Genomic DNA, 17543 nt, shown 5'->3' with positions numbered 1-17543 from the left:
GTGAAAATTTTAAAAGCTATTTTAGCGGCGGTATCGGCGGTTTGCTATCTAAACTCGGCCGTTTTACCGCAAAGCGACTGGAGCAAAAAGGATCTAAAAGGCGAGGTCAAAAGCATGACGGCTACGGAGTACGAATACTCTATAGACGGCTACGGCGCACTAGAAAATACGCGCGTAAAGCGGACGGAGTTTAATGAAAACGGCTATATAGTGCAAGAAACCGAGCACATAAACGGCGTACCAAACGGCTCGGTTTTGTTTGAATACGGCAAAGACGGGCTAATCCGCAAAAAATATCAAGATAGCGCCGTTTATCTCTACGAATACGAATTTGACGGCGAAAATTTAGTCTCGACGGCCAAAGAGCAGCACGTGGAGGATAGATTTTACCCGCGCACGGAGAAAATTACCTACGGCAAGGACGGCAAAATGATCGCTCGGGCGGCGTATTCCGGCGGGACGCTAGTGACGGACGATAGCTATATCTACGACGAAAATGGCGTTTTAACGCGGATAGAAAATAATATGGAGCCGCGCCACGGCATAGAGATAAGCTTCGAGCGCAAGCCAAACGGCGAATACGAAAAAATCACGCAAGCCCCGAACTCAAAATGGGTTTATTACTACGCCGCAAACGGCGACGAGATGGAGTATACGTCGGTAAATTACTTCGGCTCTGAGGCAAAAATCGGGCAAATCTTGCAGTTTAAGGATATAAGCAGGGACGAGCGGGGAAATTTGACGCGTAAAACCTCGGTCAAATTTAAGCCCGCGGACAAATACTACGAAAACGGCGACATAAAAGAGATCGGTCTATATAAAAAAACGGAAATAAAATATGAATACTACGCAAAATAAGAAAAAATACCTAATCAGCTTAAAAACATACACGGCGGCGATGTTTATCTTCGTCTTTTGCGTGCTTTGCGTCGCGGCGTCGGCGGCGATCATAGCTTACGAGCGGATATTTGAGATGAAGCTTGGGATGTTTTGGGGCATTATCAGCTTTTGCGCGATCGTGATGGGCGCGGGTGGAGCGATATTTTATGCCGTAACGGCGTATTTTTTGAGATACGTCGAGAGCTTTAGACTAGCAGCCGGTAAGATCGCTAGAGGCGACTTTGCCGTTAGGGTCGCGCGCAAAAACTGCAAGCGCGGCGCGGATAGCGAATACCTGCACGAGCTAGACGAGCTGGCGGCAAATATAAATTTGACCGCGGCGGCGCTGGAAAAAATGGACTACATGCAAAAGGATTTCATTTCAAACGTCTCGCACGAGCTAAAAACGCCTCTAAGCGTCATCAGCGGCTACTGCGAGATCGCACAGGACGAGACGGACGAGGCGCGCAGAAACGAGTATCTAGACCTCATAAAAGAGCAGGCAGGCGCGCTAAGCAGGCTGTGCGAGGATATGCTGCTGCTCTCGCGGCTAGATAGCCAGGCGGGCGTAAATTTAGACGAAAACGTGCGCGTAGACGAGCAGCTACGAAAGGCTACGGCAATGCTGATGCAAAAGTACGATGGGCGTGAGTTTGATCTGGATCTAGCCGCCGTAACTGTGCGAAGCAACGCCTCGATGCTAGCGCAAATTTGGCTAAATTTGATGGATAACGCGCTAAAGTACTCGGCTGCGGACGTCGGCGTGAGCTGCTGCGAAGAGGGCGGCGGGCTTGTCGTGCGCATTAGCGACGAGGGGGCGGGCATCGAGGCAAAAAAGCTAGAAAAAATCTACGATAAATTTTATCAATGCGAGGAGTCGCACAAGGGCAAAGGTAGCGGCCTGGGGCTATCTATCGTGCGTCGTATCGTTCATCTTTTAGGCGGCGAGATAAGCTACGAAAGCGAGCCAGGACGCGGCACGACCGTGAGTGTGAAAATCCCAAACGCACGTAAAATTTGAGAAAACCGCGGCTAAATTTGATTAAATTTGCGCTTTTTAGCGGGCGAATTTAGCTATCGGGGATGGTGGGGCACGCGGCAAATTTGACTTGCGGGAGCGAAATTTGACGAAAAAATTAATTTGACGCGAGCGACGAAACCGAATTTGCCGTAAATTTGATGGAATAAGCGAAAATCTCAAGCGAAATTTTAAAAAGTCATACAAAGGACATATTGAGGACACAAAAGGTCATTATAATTCTCCAAAAATAAAGGAGAAAAAGATGAAAGATTCTGCAGTAACTCACGTAACTATGGCTATCGGAGCCGTGCTTTGGGGCTATCTAACGGCAGCGGTGGTTTTATTTTAACGGTTAACAAAACGTAAAAACAAAAAATCTACGGACGAGTATCCTAGCGATATCTCGTCCTTCCTCCAAATCAAATTTAACCGCGATCCCGCCGCTCTGAAACCCGGCTTTTCTAGTCGCTCAAAATTTATGCGGTTTATTAAATTCCCTGCTCGGCGAGCTTGTTTTTATATAAAATTTAAAATTTGACTCACAAGCGGAAGCGCTGAAATTTAATCTTAAATTTAGACGTTCTAACCGCTAGGTGCCGAGTTTTGATTGTTTATTTAGCTTCTTTTGGATAAAATCGCCCAAATTTAATCTTAAGGCGAATCATGAAACAAGCAAAAGTCTGGAAATTCGGCGACAATATCGACACCGACATCATCATAGCCGCGCGCTATCTCAACACCTCCGACGAGAAAATCTTGGCCACTCACATCATGGAGGACGCCGATCCTGAGTTTAGCAAAAAAATCTCTGCGGGCGACGTCATCGTAGCGGGCGAAAATTTCGGCTGCGGCAGCTCGCGCGAGCACGCTCCTTTGGCGCTTAAGGCTGCTGGCATAGGAGCCGTGATAGCTAAGAGTTTTGCTAGAATTTTTTATAGAAACAGCTTTAACACAGGGCTTTTGATACTAGAAATCAAAGAAACAGACGAGATAAACGCAGGCGACGAACTAAAAATCGACGTGGATAACGGCGCGGTCGTAAATTTAACGAGCGGCAAAGAGTATAAATTTAGCCCGATACCGCCATTTATGCAAGAGCTTTTAAAAAGCGGCGGCCTCATAGAATACGCAAAAACAAGGATATAAAATGGCTAAAATTTATAATATCGCAGTGATAAAAGGCGACGGCATCGGCCCTGAGATAGTTGACGAGGCGATAAAGGCGCTAGATGCGGCTAGCGCGGAGTTTGGTTTAGAGCTTAGCTATAACTATTACTTGATGGGCGGCGCAGCGATCGACGTGTTTGGCGAGCCTTTGCCTAGCGAGACGCTAAACGGCGCGCTAAACTCGGACGCGGTGCTTTTTGGCGCCATAGGCGGGCCTAAATGGGACGGCGTGCCGCGCCATCTACGCCCTGAAAGCGGACTTTTGAAGCTGCGAAAAGAGCTTGGCGCGTATGCAAATTTGCGCCCTGCGATGATATTTGACGAGCTGGTGGACGCTAGCACGCTAAAGCCATCAGTCCTTCAGGGTGTCGATTTTATCGTGGTTCGCGAGCTAACCGGCGGGATATACTTCGGTCAGCCGCGCGAGAAAAAAGAAAACAGCGCCTACAACACTATGACCTACACGAGCGAGGAGATCGAGCGCATCGCGAAGGTCGGGTTTGAAACCGCGATGAAGCGCAAAAAACGCGTCTGCATGGTCGATAAGGCAAACGTACTAGAGACCAGTCAGCTCTGGCGCGAAGTTACGAGCGAGGTAGCAAAGAGCTATCCGGAGGTAAATTTGGAGTTTATGTACGTCGATAACGCGGCGATGCAGCTCGTGCGCGCGCCTAGCAAATTTGACGTGATTTTGACGGAAAATCTCTTCGGCGATATCCTAAGCGACGAAGCTAGCATGGTGTGCGGCTCGATAGGGCTCCTGCCAAGCGCCAGCATCGGAGGCAAGGTAGGCATCTACGAGCCTATCCACGGTAGCGCGCCTGATATCGCGGGGCAGGGCATCGCAAACCCGGTCGCTACTATACTAAGCGCTGCGATGATGCTTAGGTATTCATTTGGCGAAAACGAGGCGGCAAAAGCGATCGAAAACGCCGTAAAAGCGGCTCTCGCACAAGGATATAGGACGAAGGATATAGCGGAGTTTGGCGCTAAAGAAATTTGCTCTACGAGCGAGATGGGCGGCATCATCGCCTCGCTAATAAAAAAATGAAAAATACTATCACAGAAGCCCTAATCTACGAGGCTCAAGGTCTAAAAGACGATGCGCTGATAGTTTATAAAAACATCCTAAAGCGCGAGCCGACAAACGCCGCTGCGATCGCCGCGATAAGGCGTCTAAGCGGCCTTAGCAGGAAAAAAACGGGCGTAAACGAGCAGATGCGAGACTTTTTCATCAAAATGAAAACCGACGAAGAAATAACCGAATTTAAAAGGTGGCTGATAAAACTATGAAACTAGAAGAAATAGCGAAAATGGCGATAGACGAGGTGGCGATGGAGCTAGAGCGAATGGACGCCGCGCGCGAAAAACAGGACGTATTGCAAGAGACAAACGAAACTAAAGACGGGATAAATTTAACAAATACGCCCGTATCAAGCGGCGACGTAAATTTGACCAATGCCGCGGGCCTTGCAAATTTAGTCGGCGAGATAAGCGTAGCGGACGAGGCTAGCGAGTTTGAGGCGGCTTTGGATAGTGCGGGAAATTCGCAAAAAACGGCGGCGAAATTTGACGCCGTCCAGGAGTCCGACCTGACCGCCGCGCCGCAAAAAGCCTTTGAGGTCGAGGTTGCGAATTTTACGGGCGAGGAGATATTTCTAAAAAACCTAAAAGAGCGCATTTTGGTGCTTTTTGAAGGGCTAAACGCGACCAGCGAGGAAAACCTAAAAGACAGGCTCTCGCTAACGCTTAAATTTTTAGAATTCGTGCTGGCAAATGTCGAAAATCGGCTCGAAAATTTGCAAAAATAAAAATCTAAAATGGCTGCGAGATTTTCTAGCACCCTACACCAAGCGCGCGTATATCGTCGGGGGCTGCGTTCGCGACGCGATGCTCGGTAAAAAAATCTCCGACTTTGACGTTGAAATTTACGGTATCGACCCGGCTAAATTTGACGCGCTGATGGCGCAAATCGGCGCTTACGGCGTGGGCAAAAACTACTTCGTTTATAAATTTAAAAATTTCGACCTTTCTTTGCCGCGAACCGAAAACAAAACCGGCGAGGGGCATAAAGCATTTGAGGTCGCCTATGCGGACGACGAGCGCGCGGCGTCTTTGCGCCGAGACTTTACCGTAAACGCGATGATGATAAATATCTTTGACGGCTCGTTTTTGGACTTTTACGGCGGCGAGAGCGACCTAAAGCGAGGCATCTTGCGCCATATCGACGATGAAAAATTCGCCGAAGATAGCCTGCGGGTACTACGGGCAGTGCAGTTTAGCGCGCGGCTAAATTTCCGTATCGCGCGCGAGAGTTTGGGGCTGATGAAGCGCCTAAGTATCTCAGATCTTAGCCGCGAGCGCATAAACGGCGAGCTGATGAAACTTTTTGGCGCTAAATTTCAAGAGGTTGGCTTTTTGTATCTTTATAAACTAGGTCTTCTTGGTAAAATTTTCGGGTTAAATTTGAGCCGAGCCGAGGCGGCGAAATTTGCCGCAAAACTAAAAAGCGCAGTCAAATTTCTGCCCAAACAAAACGGCAAAAAAGACGAGCGCGAGTTTTTGTATCTTTTTAACGGCTTTTTTAGCATTAAAAATTTTTACGACTTAGGACTTCCTAAAAGCTTTGAAGCTTGCGTCAAAGAGCCGTTTTTTGCGGGTCGCCCGAGCGACAAATACTTGTTAAAAATCGCCATTGATAAACCGCTAAAAAGCTGGCTCGGGCTAAACTCGCCGAGCCTCATAAAAAGAGCCAAAAATTTAGGCGTTTATGAAGCTAAATTTGAGCCCGCTATCGACACTACGGGGATTTTAAAGCAAGGCTTTAAAGGCGCTGCAATAGGCGCTGAAATAAGGCGCAGGCAGGACTTGGCGATAGATAATTTTTTAAACGAAAAGTCAAGCCGCGCTTAAAAATTAACCTAGTTAAAAGCGCAAATTGGCTAAAATCAAGCCCTATTTTAAAGAGGCGAAAGTGAAAAAAAACTCAATTATAAATTTTCAAAATAAAAAAAAGCCGTCGCGATGCGATTGCGACGATATTTTTAAACACTACTTAAAAAATAATTTTTTAAAATTTACAAGTCTTGCAAAAAGCTCAAATTTACGCGGCCCTGCAAGCGCTTTTGCGCCTTTTAAAATGTGTGCTAAGGCGACTATTTAAATGTTTAACATCGTCCTCGTTCATCCTCAAATCCCACAAAATACGGGCTCGATCGGCCGCATGTGCGTAAATGCAAACCTTAAGCTACATATAATCAAGCCGACCGTTTTTGACATCAGCGAAAAGGCCGTTAGGCGCGCGGGACTTGATTATTGGGCGCTGCTAAATCCGGTGATCTGGGAGAATTTGGACGAGTTTTTGCACGCAAACGCCCAGTTCGAGGATAGGTTTTTTTACGCGACGACGAAGGCGCATAAATTTTACTTTGAAGCGGAGTTTAAAAAGGGCGACTTTTTGTTTTTCGGCGGCGAAAGTACGGGCCTGCCTATGGAGCTGATGGAGCGAAATTTCTCAAACGCGATCAAAATCCCGATGGGCGAGCAGGGCAGAAGCTTAAATTTAGCCACGAGCGCGGGCATCATCGCCTATGAGGCTATCAGGCAAAATTTCGCCCAGTCAGGACTTGGAAGCGCGCTATGAAATTTACTGCAAATAGGCTCTTTGCGCTCTTTTTTGCGGCTCTGTTTTTCGCCGTTTTTGCGGCGGGCGCCGAGCTAAAGATCGCCACGTTTAACGCACAAAATTTATTTGACGCCAAAAACGACGGCAGCGAGTATAAGGATTTCGTCGTCGGGAAATCGGAATGGAACGAAAAAAAGGCAAGCGCCAAATTTAAAGCTGTAAGCGCAAAGATAAAAGAGCTAAACGCTGATATCATCGCGCTTCAAGAGATCGAAAACGAGCAAATTTTAAAAGAGCTGATGAAGGAGGCGGGATATAAATATTTTGCCTTTTCAAAAGGTAAAAACGGTCCCGTGGGACTAGCCGTGCTGTCTCGCATAAAGCCTGAAAAAACGCAAATTGTCAGCGTACCAAACGTTAAAACCAGAGATATTTTAAAGCTTGATTTTGAAGCTGATGGGCAAAAATTTAGCCTTTTAAATTTGCATTTTCCTGCGAGAAAAAACCCTCTAAAGCAGCGAAAAACGGCTTTTATCACGCTAAAATCAGCCTTAGTAGATACCCAAAAGGTCGTGGTTTTGGGCGATTTTAACGCGCCATATGGAGATAAAGAGCTGTTGGGCGATTTTGAAACTAGTAAAAATTTAGCCAATCTCTGGGCGTTTTTGCCAAAGCACGAGCGCTACTCGCACACTAGCCTAAACGCGCTTGATCACGTCCTGCTCTCAAAGGACGCGCTTAGCCAAAATTACGTTTTAAACAGCTTTAAGGTTGAGCGAGACGGAGCGCAAATTTCGGATCATTTCGCGCTGGTTTTTAGGCTAAATTTTCATAAAAACGCTAAAAATACGCTGCAACATATAGCCGAGGCGCGGGTCGGCGAGCTATCAAAGAAGTCAAATTTGCCAGTTTTGTTAAAACGCGCTACGGTCGTGCAAAAGGACAAAAAAGGCTTCACGCTAGCGCAGGATAAGCGCGGCATCTACGTTTACGAGCCAAAAAACGACGCAAAGCCCGGCTGGGTCATGGACGTAGCGGTAAACAGCCTAGATGAATTTAAGGGAAATCTTGAGATCAGCTCGCATTATGCGGTGAAAATTTATGATGAAACGCAAGATCCGCGTGAGCAGATGCTGGATGCTAAAAACCTAAAGCAAGCCCGCCCCGGCGACATGTTTAGCCGTATCGGCGGCGAAGTGCGAAACGGCAGACTCTACACGCCGTACGGAGATATTAAAATTTACGGCGCAAAGGGCAAACCGCGCAACGAAAAAGAGGCGGTTTTCACCTCTGTTCGCGTCGTGAACTATAAAAACGAACCCCAAATTTGGATAGAAAATGAAGATAATTGACGCATTGGTGCTGGGCGCATTCGTGCTTTTTATGATATTTTTGATGCGCGGATTCGTCACGCAGACGCTTGAGAGAAGCAAAAGAAGACAAAATTTAAAAAAGGATAAAAAATGAGCGAAACAAAAGAACTGATCGTGGAGATCGGCGTCGAGGAGCTGCCGGCGATCCCGTTTTTAAAAGAGTGCGGCAACGTCGCGGCGAAATGGCGCGAGACGCTAGCGCAAAACGGCCTGGATAGCGAGTGCGAGTTTTATTACACGCCGCGCAGGATCGCGTTTTATCACCCTAAATTTGCGGTGCGTCAGGAGGATGGTTTTAGCGAGTTTATCGGCGCGCCGAGGCAAGTCGCGCAAAAAGACGGCGCATGGACGCCTGCCGCGCTAAGCTTTGCTAAAAAATGCGGCATCGCAGAGTCCGAGCTAAAATTTGAAACCGTCGGCGGCAAAGAGGTGCTCTACTACAAAAAACCCGTCGTGGGTAAGCCAAGCGCGGAGCTTCTGGGAGATATGATCGAGAAGTTTTTGCTGAGCTTAAATTTTGGCAAATCTATGCGCTGGGGCGAGGGTAAATTTGAGTTTATCCGCCCGGTACGCTCGTTTTTGTGCCTGCTTGGAGACAAGGTTGTTAAATTTAATAAATTTGACGTGGAAAGCGGCGATAGTATTTTCATGCATAGAAGCGTAAGCTACGATAAATTTGCCGTTAAAAATGCAAAAGATTATTTCGCCGCGATGCCTAAAATCGGCGTAATCCTCGATCAAAACGCGCGCCGAGAGAAAATTTTGAGCGAGTTTAAACAGATCGAGGCTAAAAACGGCGTAATGGTCGAGGTGGACGAGGCGCTGCTAGACGAGGTCGTATCGATCACCGAGCATCCGACTGCGCTGCTTGGCGGCTTTGAGCGGGAATTTTTGGAGGTGCCTAGCGAGGTCATCATCACCTCGATGAAGGAAAATCAGAGGTATTTTCCCGTTTTTGAGGGCGGCAAGCTCGCTAATCGCTTCGTAGTCGTTAGCAACGCCATCTCGCCAGAGCCAGCGCTCATCGTGAAAGGCAACGAAAAGGTTTTGCGCGCGAGACTTAGCGACGCGATGTTTTTCTGGCGTAGCGACCTGGCGCATGAGTTCGGCCCGGAAAAGCTAAAAAATATCACCTATCTAAAGGAACTCGGCAGTACTTATGAAAAGAGCGTGCGCGAGCTGGGCGTCGCAAAACGACTAGCCAAAATCTGCGCCGATCGTCTAAAAGCGTGCGCGGGAGAGGGCTACGAGGCGCTACTAGAGCGCGCCGTGATGCTAAGCAAGGCCGATCTAACCACGCAGATGGTGTATGAATTTACCGAGCTTCAAGGCGTGATGGGCGGCTACTACGCGGCGGCAAAGGGCGAAAATGAAAACGTCGTAACCGCGATCAAGGAGCAGTATCTGCCAAGCGGCGAGGCTAGCGCGCTACCTAGCACTATTTTTAGCTCCGTCGTCGCGCTCGCGATCAAGCTCGAGACGCTAATCGGGCTCTTTAGCGCGGGCAAGATCCCAAGCGGCAACAAGGACCCGTATGCACTGCGCCGCGCGGCTAACGGCGTCATCAAGATCATCCAAAGCGAAAATCTAAACCTTGATATAGCGGCGTTTTTGCGCGAGACGGCGGAGGGCTACGCTAAATTTGACGTCGAGGCGCTGATAGGATTTATATTTGATAGGCTTTATACATTTTTTGACGTGAACCCGTCCGTCATAAAGGCCTGCCTAGCTAGCAAAAAAGGCGACGTGCTTGCGCAGTGCGAGGCGATCGAGGCTCTAGGCGCGATCTGCGCGGCAGAGGACTTTAGACAAAATTTCAGCACGTTTAAGCGTCTAGCAAACATTATCAAGGATGAAAATTTCGGCGCGGTAGACGAGGCGAAATTTGAAAACGAGAGCGAGAAAAAGCTAAACGACGCCTTTAAGGCTGCGGTAAAAGCCGGCGGCCCATACAGCGAACGCCTAAAAAATCTTTTCGGTCTAAAAGCCGCGATAGACGAGTTTTTCGACAACGTAATGATAAACGCCGAGGACGAGCTTGTGCGTAAAAACCGCCTTGCGCTCGTGGGGCAAATTTACGCGGAATTCCTCAAGATCGCCGATATAAAAGAGATAAGCCTATAAACATTAGAAGCGGTGATACCGCTTCTAAACTCGGCTATACTCCGGCTTGGTGTCGGAGCTAGCGGTCTAGGGTATTTTTTATGAAACAAAGGCGCATGTGAGGTAGATAGCGGAACTCTAGCTATCATGAATAACGCCCTCATACCTGCAGCCATCATCGTAAATTTAGTATTTTGGCATAAAGATGCGGATATACTAAGACTATGCCTAGGCGGCGCGGTGATTTATATCTCGCTACTCATTCATAATAAAATCATTACACACTACGAGCGAGTAATCGTAGCGGCAAAATAGTCAAAATTTGACGTAAAATTTAGCTAAATTAAAACTAGTGTGACGTTTAAGCTTGCTATTATAGCAGTTGTTTAGTGGTTTGATTTGCAACTGTAAATCCATATTCTTTAATTTAAAAAATAGAATTTAAGGAGTTTGGAGATTATTATGAAATAGCCTTAAAGCTTGTAAAAGAGTTTTAGGGCTCTAGAACTCTAGCCTTAAATTTTCTCTCTTTTCTGAAATATTTAAAATACACGTAAATACAAAATAGCGGGATAGAAATATACCAAAAAGCGCAAATAGCAAGAAAAAGAAGTCCGAAAAACATAAAAGCAAAATAGAATACGACGCCGATAAATAAATCGTTCATTTGAACGTCTCCGCTGTATAAATTTGCATCTAAATTTTAATAATATAAAGATAAAAAAGGGCTGAAAAATGATTAAAAACTGCACTATACGCGGAGGCCGACGCGCCGACGTGTGCTTTAGGTGGGTGAGGGGGTGAAATCCCTCGTCGCAAGGGCGGGCTTCACTCGTCCGCGAAGTTAAAAGGAGCGTGGCGGGATGGTAAAAAATGCAACTATAACCTTTGGAATAAACCTAAAGTTATGTAAACAATTTTGACGACAATCAAACATACATAAAATGGTTTTACGGTAGTTAAAATAAAATAGCATATGTGTCATGCTTTACTAAAAGCACAAAAATTACACTTTACCAGCTGGTAGTTGGTTTGGAATATTCTATTTTATTTTTTAAAGATACTTTTTAAACATTTTATATGTCAAGAATAGTGTATCTTTGGATATTTGTGATTTTATATGGTGCCCGAGGTCGGACTCGAACCGACACAAGGTTGCCCTTACCAGATTTTGAGTCTGGCGCGTCTACCGGTTTCACCACTCGGGCTAATTAAAGAAGTGAAATTTTACCTTGAAAGATATAAAAAAGAGATTAAAAAACATGAAAGCCCAATCTTGAGCTTTCATGAAAGGGTGATTATTTCTTTTTGCCTTTTTTGCCTGCGCCTGCTACTACTGCTTCTTTTAATTTTTTGCCTACTTTAAATTTAACCGCTTTGCTAGCAGGAACATCTATAACTTTCGTAGTTCCCGGTACTCTTGCTTTTCTAGCGGCTCTTTCGGCAGTAGCGAATGTACCAAAGCCTATAAAGCTAATGCTATCGCCGTTTTTAAGAACCTCTTCGATAGTCTCTAGTGCGGCATCAACTACCTTTAGAGAATCTTTTTTAGAAAGACCGGCCTTGTCGGCAACAGCTTGAATAAAATCAGCTTTTTTCATAGAACCATCCTTAATAAGAAGTGATATGCGGGCATTTTACAACGTTTTTATAAAAAATACAATAGTTTTTAGCCGAAAATTTAACGATTTTTACGCGAATTTGACGAAAAAGCTCGAATTTTAGACTATTTGCACCAAAAACTCGCTTTTTAGTTTAGTTTTTTTGATATCTATGAGTCGCAAATTTTCTATATCCATTTTGCAAAGTTCGCTAAAGTTTTTTACCCCGTTTTGCGCTACTTGCCTCAAAACTATCCCGCGATAAGCTTTGGCGTAGTGACTGACGACTTTGCCGTTTTTTAGAAATTTAAATGTCGCAAACGGTTTTTGTATGCGGTAAAATTTCTCGTAAAACTCGGCTCTAAGGTCTAAAATATCGTCATCTCTTAGCCACTCATCTATCTCGTCGCTAAAATTTTGCCTATAAAATTTCTCCAAATTTAGCCCGTTTATGCGCTCGCCTTGTTTTAGTTTGTATTCGGGTAGTGTATCCGCCGCCGTCACAGGGCCGAATAAATTTGAAAAAATCAGCGTATTTTTATCTATAAATTTCTGCGCCGCGCTATCAAGGCTGCGGTAGTCAAGGTGCTTGTAGGCTACTCCGTCATATCGCAGGATGGCTTTTACCGCGCCTTTTTTAAATAAGCTTTCGCGCAAGCTCGGTTCATCGATCAAATTTTTAACTCCAAAAAGTTTTGAGATTTTTTCAATAGTAGCCGTTTGCAAAAAATCATCGTAAATTTTTAAAATTTCGCACCGCTTTTCATATAAATCAGGAAAAACAAAGTCACCCCTATCTATAAATTTATTTGGACTAACGGCGGTTTTTGCTTCGCTTGGCGAAAAGAGTATTTTCATTTGTTCTCCTTAAATTTGGCAAAATCATATCTAAAACTAAATAAATTTTGAAATTTGACGATATAACGAGTGGAACTTTATTTGCTTGCAAGAGCTCAATTAAATTTAAGGAAAAATGCGATGAGAATGACAAATCAGCTGATGAAATTTACGAATAACTACGACTATCAGACCAATATGAAAGCGCTTTACAAGCTAAACACGCAAATTTCAAGCGGTCTAAAAATCCAAAATTCTTTCGAGGATAGTAGCGTCTATAACGACGGCATGAGGCTTGCTTATGAGGTTGCGACGCTTGAGCAAGTGCAAACGGCGACTTCAAAAGCGCAGCACTTTTCAAAAAATACCGATAAGGCTTTGGGTGAATTTAAGCAGCAGCTTGAGACTTTTAAAACAAAGCTGGTTCAAGGCGCCAATGAAATCCATTCGCAAACTTCGCGCGAAGCCATCGCAAACGACCTTCAAGGTATCAAAAATCACCTAGTAAATATCGCAAACACCTCGATAAACGGACAGTTTTTATTTTCTGGAAGCGCGATAAATACAAAACCTATAAACGGCGATACAAACGAGTATTTCGGCAATGCGCAAACTATGAAAGCTGTAGGCGGAGCTCAGGTAAATTTGACCTACAACCAAAACGGCCATGAGCTATTTTTGGGCAAGGACGGCGACTATAATAAAAAAGTCACCTCCAACACGATGTTAAAAGCTCAAAATTTAGACGACAGAAACAAGACCGTTTATATCGATAGCGAGCATAAAATGCGCGATTTAATCGGTTTTAAATATGTAAAAGACGAAAAAACTCTAACCAATCAAGACTTTACCGGAACCGGCGTTAGGCAGTTTCAGGATACGACCTTTTTCTTGCAGGGTAAAAAGCCAAACGGCACTAGCTTTACGAGTAAATTTAAGATGACTTCGGACGCTTCGATAAACGACCTGCTAGAAAAAATAGGCACCGAATACGGCAACACTCCGACTAATAAAGTCGTCGAAGTAACGATAAATAACCAGGGTCAAATCAACGTAAAAGACCTAAGCAAGGGCAATCAGGTTATTGATTTTCACATGATAGCGGCGACGAAAAAAGTGGCAAACGCGGATGCTCTAGCTGGCGGTATAGCTGGAGCTTCTAGCGCGTTTGACACTGTAGATAGCCTAACTAGCGGCGCAAACCCGCTCGAAGCCATGGTGCAGGCAAACCCAGACGACTATGAAATCACGGAATTTGTTAAAAGTAAATACGAAGACCTAGACGGCGCCGTTACAAATGCCTACGACTACGACAAGATAAACTTTAAACAAGAGGGCAGAAACTTAATAGGCACCGTATCGCAAGTAGAGCGCGGTAGCGGTAAATTTGCCGACGATAACACGACACTAAGCCAAGTCGTGGGCTCAAAAGAGCTATATCCCGGCGAAAGAGACAAATACGACATGAATGATCAAGCCTTAAAAATGCAGATCAAATCTAAAAGTGGCGGAGATTATAAAGTGGACGTGATTTTCGGTAGCGCCGTACCGCCTGCAACATCAGGTAATGCTCAGGTAAGCATAACAAGACCGGATGGCACCACATACACTACCGAGGTTTGGGATAGTTTTTACAACGACACTACAAACCCGCCGACCACCGAGGGTAGAGAAACGCAGTCAAAAAATATGACTTTTAGGCAGCTAAACGACATCATCGGTATGGTAGCTAGTGACAATGTTCCTGCGGGCGCCGGCGGTAGTGCCCAGGCTGATTATGTCGCCTACAAACAAGCTATCTCAAAATCGCAAGGCAGCGTAGAGGCAAATATGGATCACCGCGGCCGCATAAAAGTAACCGACAAGCAAAACGCCGTCACGCCGATAAAAGTCGGAATTTACGACGAGGTAAATTCTGATCAATTTTACGGAGATAGCACCGGCACGACGCCTGCAACCACGCAAGGAGAGGGTTCGCTATGGAACTTTTCGGCAAACAACGGTATCGAAATAGATAGCCCGAGCGTGGATATTTTTGATGACCTGGATAGGATGATAGAGGCTGTAAGAAGCGGTCAATACCGCGCTGATAGTGAGAGTGAGCATCCGCGAAACTCCGGTATCCAGGGCGCGATCGAGAGACTGGATCATATCGCCGATCACGTAAACAAAATCCACACTAAAGTTGGAAATCAAACCAATACGCTAATACAAACCAATACGCACGCTAGCGTTATGGAGGTAAACGTAAAAACCGTCAAGGCCGATATCACAAACGCAGACTACGGCGAGACCTATATGAACCTCATGCAAAAAATGATGTCGTATCAGGCGATGTTGCAGTCTGTGGCTAAGATAAACCAGCTTTCGTTATTAAACTATATGTAAAAACTCGCTATAATCTACCGTTTTATTAAAGTTTCGTTATCAAAGCGGGCGGAGCGAAAATGGGGCCAAATTTGATAAATTCGGCTCTAAAATTCGCTCTCCCGTAAATTTAAATTTACTCAATTTAAAAGGACGCACCATTTTAAGAGAATCGGTTTTAGTCGTAGTCGTTTGTTTTTTGATATTTTTCGGGATCGCCACTATCGCGCCTGCGGCAAATTTCGTCGGGAGCTTCGGCAACGCGATCGGGCTTTGGAACTTCAAGCTTTTTGGCTTTATAGCTTACGTTTATCCTTTTATTTTTATATTTTTCGCATATTATATTTACAAATACTTTAACGGCTTTAATGCCGAATTTGTCCAGACGGCGCTCGGAGCGACGCTGCTGTTTTTGGCGTTTTTGATGTTTCAATCAGGCGCGGACGCTAACTACGGCGGACTAGTCGCAAACACCGTAAACGAAGCGCTAAAAGACGTTGCCGGCGTGATAGGCATGTGGGTATTTATCTTGATGCTTTTTGTGTTGAGTTTTGGTCTCATTGCGCAAGATAACATCATAGCTATCCTAAAAAAGGCTTTTGTAGAACCTAGCGCCAATGAAGATAAATTTGAAAACCTAGCCGAGATTAAGCAAAAATCGCAAAAAAAACCTAGACAAATCAAAAAGCCTAAAGCTCAAAGCGAGTCAAATTTGAGCGAGGAAAACGGTGAAGAGCTAGAGGACGAAGACGAGCCGAATTATGAAGACGATGCGCAGGATGAAAGCGAGTCAAATTTAGAAGAAAAAAGTACTACTATAAACGGCGTCGAAATTTTAAATGAAGTTGCCGAAAATAAAAAACTGCTCGAACAAATGGAAAAAGGCAAGGTCGAAAAACCTAAGGATTTTGCGTTGCCGCCGCTTAAATTTTTAGCCGATCCGCCTAAGAGATCAAATAGCGTAAACGAAGCCGAAATCGATCAAAAGATCTCCGATCTACTCGATAAACTGCGCAAATTTAAAATAGACGGCGACGTCGTGCGAACGTACACGGGGCCGATTGTTACGACGTTTGAGTTTCGTCAGGCGCCGCATATCAAGGTGAGTAAAATTTTAACCCTGCAAGACGACCTCGCGATGGCTCTACGCGCGCAGACTATCCGCATTCAGGCTCCGATACCTGGCAAAGACGTCGTGGGTATCGAGGTGCCGAACCAAAACATCGAAACCGTCTATCTAAAGGAAATTTTAGATAGCGAAGTTTTTAAAAACTCGAGCAGTCCGCTGACTATCGCGCTAGGCAAGGATATCGTCGGCGCGCCCTTTGTCACCGATCTAAAAAAGCTCCCACATCTGCTAATCGCGGGCACGACGGGATCTGGCAAGAGCGTGGGCATAAACGCGATGCTACTAAGTCTGCTATATCGCAACAGCCCGCAGACGCTGCGCCTGATGATGATAGATCCAAAAATGCTGGAATTTAGTATCTATAACGACATCCCGCACCTGCTAACTCCCGTCATCACGCAGGCTAAGCAGGCCATCACCGCGCTCTCAAACATGGTCGCCGAGATGGAGCGTCGCTATCAGATCATGAGCCATACGCGCACCAAAAATATCGAAAGCTACAACGAAAAGATGAAAGAGGAGGGCGGCGAGCAGTTCCCGTATATCGTCGTGATCATCGACGAGCTAGCCGATCTCATGATGACTAGCGGCAAGGACGTGGAGCTATACATCGGACGCCTGGCGCAGATGGCGCGCGCTAGCGGCATACATCTCATCGTAGCCACCCAACGCCCGAGTGTAGACGTCGTGACGGGGCTCATAAAGGCAAATCTGCCTAGCCGCATCAGCTACCGAGTCGGTCAGCGCATCGATAGTAAGGTGATCCTGGATCAAATGGGCGCGGAGAGCTTGCTAGGACGCGGCGATATGCTATTTACGCCTCCTGGAAGCCCGGGCGTCATCAGGCTGCATGCGCCGTTTGCTAGCGAAAAGGAGATCGATACGATCGTAAATTTCTTAAAAGCACAGCAAGAGGTGGTCTACGACGAGAGATTTTTAGCCGAGGAGGGCGCTAGCGGCGGTGGTGGAGCAGGCTCCGGCGCGGTAGCGGGCGAGCTAGACGAGCTCTACGAAGAGGCTAAAGAGATCGTGCTAAGCGAGCAAAAAACCTCGATCAGCTACCTCCAAAGACGCCTAAAAATCGGCTACAACCGCGCCGCTACGATTATAGAACAGATGGAACAAATGGGCGTGCTAAGTCCGATGAACGCAAAAGGGCAGCGGGATATTTTGTAAATTTGGCTCAAATTTGCGAGCGAATTTAGGATATGCTTTTTAGGTCGGTATCGGGTAAATTTGATTTTTTGCGGCTAGGAGTCTAGCTGTGCTTGACATAATGAAATTTGATCCGCTTGAAATCAAATTTAAGCCAAATTTTATGCTATATCCCAGTATCGTGGTTTTACTTAAATTTTACCTACCGAATTTGCGTCGCTACGCTTGTTTATCTAAATTATTTTGCCAAATTTTCTTTTATTGGAGCCGCTTCGTCAGTATAGGT

15 protein-coding genes, 1 tRNA gene and 1 pseudogene are annotated in these 17543 nt (G+C 45.7%); 14 read left to right on the top strand and 3 right to left on the bottom strand.

Going from position 1 to position 17543, the window contains the following annotated elements; translation table 11 throughout:
- The 12 genes and pseudogenes from EE116_RS08360 to EE116_RS08305 all read left to right on the top strand — a co-directional run.
- On the top strand, nucleotides 1-858 hold the full coding sequence (locus EE116_RS08360; RefSeq protein ID WP_122874469.1) for a hypothetical protein: 858 nt from the start codon (nucleotides 1-3) through the stop codon (nucleotides 856-858).
- Complete coding sequence (locus EE116_RS08355) at nucleotides 839-1900, top strand: sensor histidine kinase (RefSeq protein WP_122874019.1); 1062 nt, start codon at nucleotides 839-841, stop codon at nucleotides 1898-1900. Before EE116_RS08360 ends, EE116_RS08355 begins: the two co-directional genes overlap by 20 nt.
- A 663-nt stretch (nucleotides 1901-2563) precedes the next feature.
- A complete protein-coding gene (locus EE116_RS08350) occupies nucleotides 2564-3046 on the top strand; it encodes a 3-isopropylmalate dehydratase small subunit (RefSeq protein ID WP_002952075.1) in 483 nt (160 codons plus the stop codon).
- A gap of 1 nt (nucleotide 3047) precedes the next feature.
- A complete protein-coding gene (gene leuB, locus EE116_RS08345; RefSeq protein ID WP_122874018.1) occupies nucleotides 3048-4118 on the top strand; it encodes a 3-isopropylmalate dehydrogenase in 1071 nt (356 codons plus the stop codon).
- Nucleotides 4115-4360, top strand: coding sequence for a hypothetical protein (locus EE116_RS08340; RefSeq protein ID WP_122874017.1), 246 nt, complete (start codon nucleotides 4115-4117; stop codon nucleotides 4358-4360). Before leuB ends, EE116_RS08340 begins: the two co-directional genes overlap by 4 nt.
- A complete protein-coding gene (locus EE116_RS08335; protein WP_122874016.1) occupies nucleotides 4357-4878 on the top strand; it encodes a CiaD-like domain-containing protein in 522 nt (173 codons plus the stop codon). The genes EE116_RS08340 and EE116_RS08335 overlap by 4 nt, the downstream gene beginning before the upstream one ends.
- Nucleotides 4844-5980, top strand: a complete 1137-nt coding sequence (locus EE116_RS08330; protein ID WP_122874015.1) for a tRNA nucleotidyltransferase/poly(A) polymerase family protein — start codon at nucleotides 4844-4846, stop codon at nucleotides 5978-5980. The genes EE116_RS08335 and EE116_RS08330 overlap by 35 nt, the downstream gene beginning before the upstream one ends.
- A 250-nt stretch (nucleotides 5981-6230) precedes the next feature.
- Nucleotides 6231-6710, top strand: coding sequence for a tRNA (cytidine(34)-2'-O)-methyltransferase (locus EE116_RS08320; RefSeq protein WP_122874013.1), 480 nt, complete (start codon nucleotides 6231-6233; stop codon nucleotides 6708-6710).
- Nucleotides 6707-8044 carry an endonuclease/exonuclease/phosphatase family protein gene (locus EE116_RS08315; protein ID WP_122874012.1) on the top strand — a complete coding sequence of 446 codons (1338 nt, stop codon included), beginning with the start codon at nucleotides 6707-6709 and terminating at the stop codon, nucleotides 8042-8044. Before EE116_RS08320 ends, EE116_RS08315 begins: the two co-directional genes overlap by 4 nt.
- Nucleotides 8031-8159, top strand: coding sequence for a hypothetical protein (locus tag EE116_RS13060; RefSeq protein ID WP_277418948.1), 129 nt, complete (start codon nucleotides 8031-8033; stop codon nucleotides 8157-8159). The genes EE116_RS08315 and EE116_RS13060 overlap by 14 nt, the downstream gene beginning before the upstream one ends.
- The gene (gene glyS / locus EE116_RS08310; protein ID WP_122874011.1) at nucleotides 8156-10189 is read left to right on the top strand and encodes a glycine--tRNA ligase subunit beta; all 2034 of its coding nucleotides are present in this window, start codon (nucleotides 8156-8158) and stop codon (nucleotides 10187-10189) included. Before EE116_RS13060 ends, glyS begins: the two co-directional genes overlap by 4 nt.
- Before the next feature lie 36 nt (nucleotides 10190-10225).
- Nucleotides 10226-10483 (top strand): annotated as a pseudogene (locus EE116_RS08305) (hypothetical protein); the annotation flags it as partial.
- Between the two features lie 806 nt (nucleotides 10484-11289).
- On the opposite strand, the gene EE116_RS08300 reads toward EE116_RS08305, so the two are convergent.
- From EE116_RS08300 to EE116_RS08290, 3 genes are all read right to left on the bottom strand, one after another.
- Nucleotides 11290-11376, bottom strand: a tRNA-Leu gene (locus tag EE116_RS08300).
- Between the two features lie 90 nt (nucleotides 11377-11466).
- Entirely contained in the window at nucleotides 11467-11769 is a 303-nt protein-coding gene (locus EE116_RS08295) for an HU family DNA-binding protein (RefSeq protein ID WP_002948071.1), read from the bottom strand.
- Between the two features lie 120 nt (nucleotides 11770-11889).
- The gene (locus EE116_RS08290; protein WP_122874010.1) at nucleotides 11890-12627 is read right to left on the bottom strand and encodes a YaaA family protein; all 738 of its coding nucleotides are present in this window, start codon (nucleotides 12625-12627) and stop codon (nucleotides 11890-11892) included.
- Nucleotides 12628-12747: 120 nt separating this feature from the next.
- Here EE116_RS08290 and EE116_RS08285 point away from each other — a divergent pair, with 120 nt between their 5' ends.
- Nucleotides 12748-14994, top strand: coding sequence for a flagellin N-terminal helical domain-containing protein (locus tag EE116_RS08285; protein WP_122874009.1), 2247 nt, complete (start codon nucleotides 12748-12750; stop codon nucleotides 14992-14994).
- 178 nt (nucleotides 14995-15172) lie between these two features.
- Nucleotides 15173-17278, top strand: a complete 2106-nt coding sequence (locus EE116_RS08280; protein WP_122874008.1) for an FtsK/SpoIIIE family DNA translocase — start codon at nucleotides 15173-15175, stop codon at nucleotides 17276-17278.
- Nucleotides 17279-17543: the final 265 nt, after the last annotated feature.

Source organism: Campylobacter showae (assembly GCF_900573985.1).
In the GTDB taxonomy this organism is placed as follows: domain Bacteria; phylum Campylobacterota; class Campylobacteria; order Campylobacterales; family Campylobacteraceae; genus Campylobacter_A; species Campylobacter_A showae_E.
The sequence above is the reverse complement of the archived record's forward strand: the minus strand, read 5'-3'. Positions and strand labels throughout refer to the sequence as shown.

Bases quoted from the DNA above. Each gene is read 5' to 3' on its own strand.
- EE116_RS08335 (WP_122874016.1), top strand. From the start codon at position 4,357: ATGAAACTAGAAGAAATAGCGAAAATGGCGATAGACGAGGTGGCGATG.
- EE116_RS08350 (WP_002952075.1), top strand. From the start codon at position 2,564: ATGAAACAAGCAAAAGTCTGGAAATTCGGCGACAATATCGACACCGAC.
- EE116_RS08285 (WP_122874009.1), top strand. From the start codon at position 12,748: ATGAGAATGACAAATCAGCTGATGAAATTTACGAATAACTACGACTAT.
- leuB (WP_122874018.1), top strand. From the start codon at position 3,048: ATGGCTAAAATTTATAATATCGCAGTGATAAAAGGCGACGGCATCGGC.
- EE116_RS08340 (WP_122874017.1), top strand. From the start codon at position 4,115: ATGAAAAATACTATCACAGAAGCCCTAATCTACGAGGCTCAAGGTCTA.
- EE116_RS08290 (WP_122874010.1), bottom strand. From the start codon at position 12,627: ATGAAAATACTCTTTTCGCCAAGCGAAGCAAAAACCGCCGTTAGTCCA.
- glyS (WP_122874011.1), top strand. From the start codon at position 8,156: ATGAGCGAAACAAAAGAACTGATCGTGGAGATCGGCGTCGAGGAGCTG.
- EE116_RS08355 (WP_122874019.1), top strand. From the start codon at position 839: ATGAATACTACGCAAAATAAGAAAAAATACCTAATCAGCTTAAAAACA.
- EE116_RS08315 (WP_122874012.1), top strand. From the start codon at position 6,707: ATGAAATTTACTGCAAATAGGCTCTTTGCGCTCTTTTTTGCGGCTCTG.
- EE116_RS08295 (WP_002948071.1), bottom strand. From the start codon at position 11,769: ATGAAAAAAGCTGATTTTATTCAAGCTGTTGCCGACAAGGCCGGTCTT.
- EE116_RS08320 (WP_122874013.1), top strand. From the start codon at position 6,231: ATGTTTAACATCGTCCTCGTTCATCCTCAAATCCCACAAAATACGGGC.
- EE116_RS08330 (WP_122874015.1), top strand. From the start codon at position 4,844: ATGTCGAAAATCGGCTCGAAAATTTGCAAAAATAAAAATCTAAAATGG.
- EE116_RS13060 (WP_277418948.1), top strand. From the start codon at position 8,031: ATGAAGATAATTGACGCATTGGTGCTGGGCGCATTCGTGCTTTTTATG.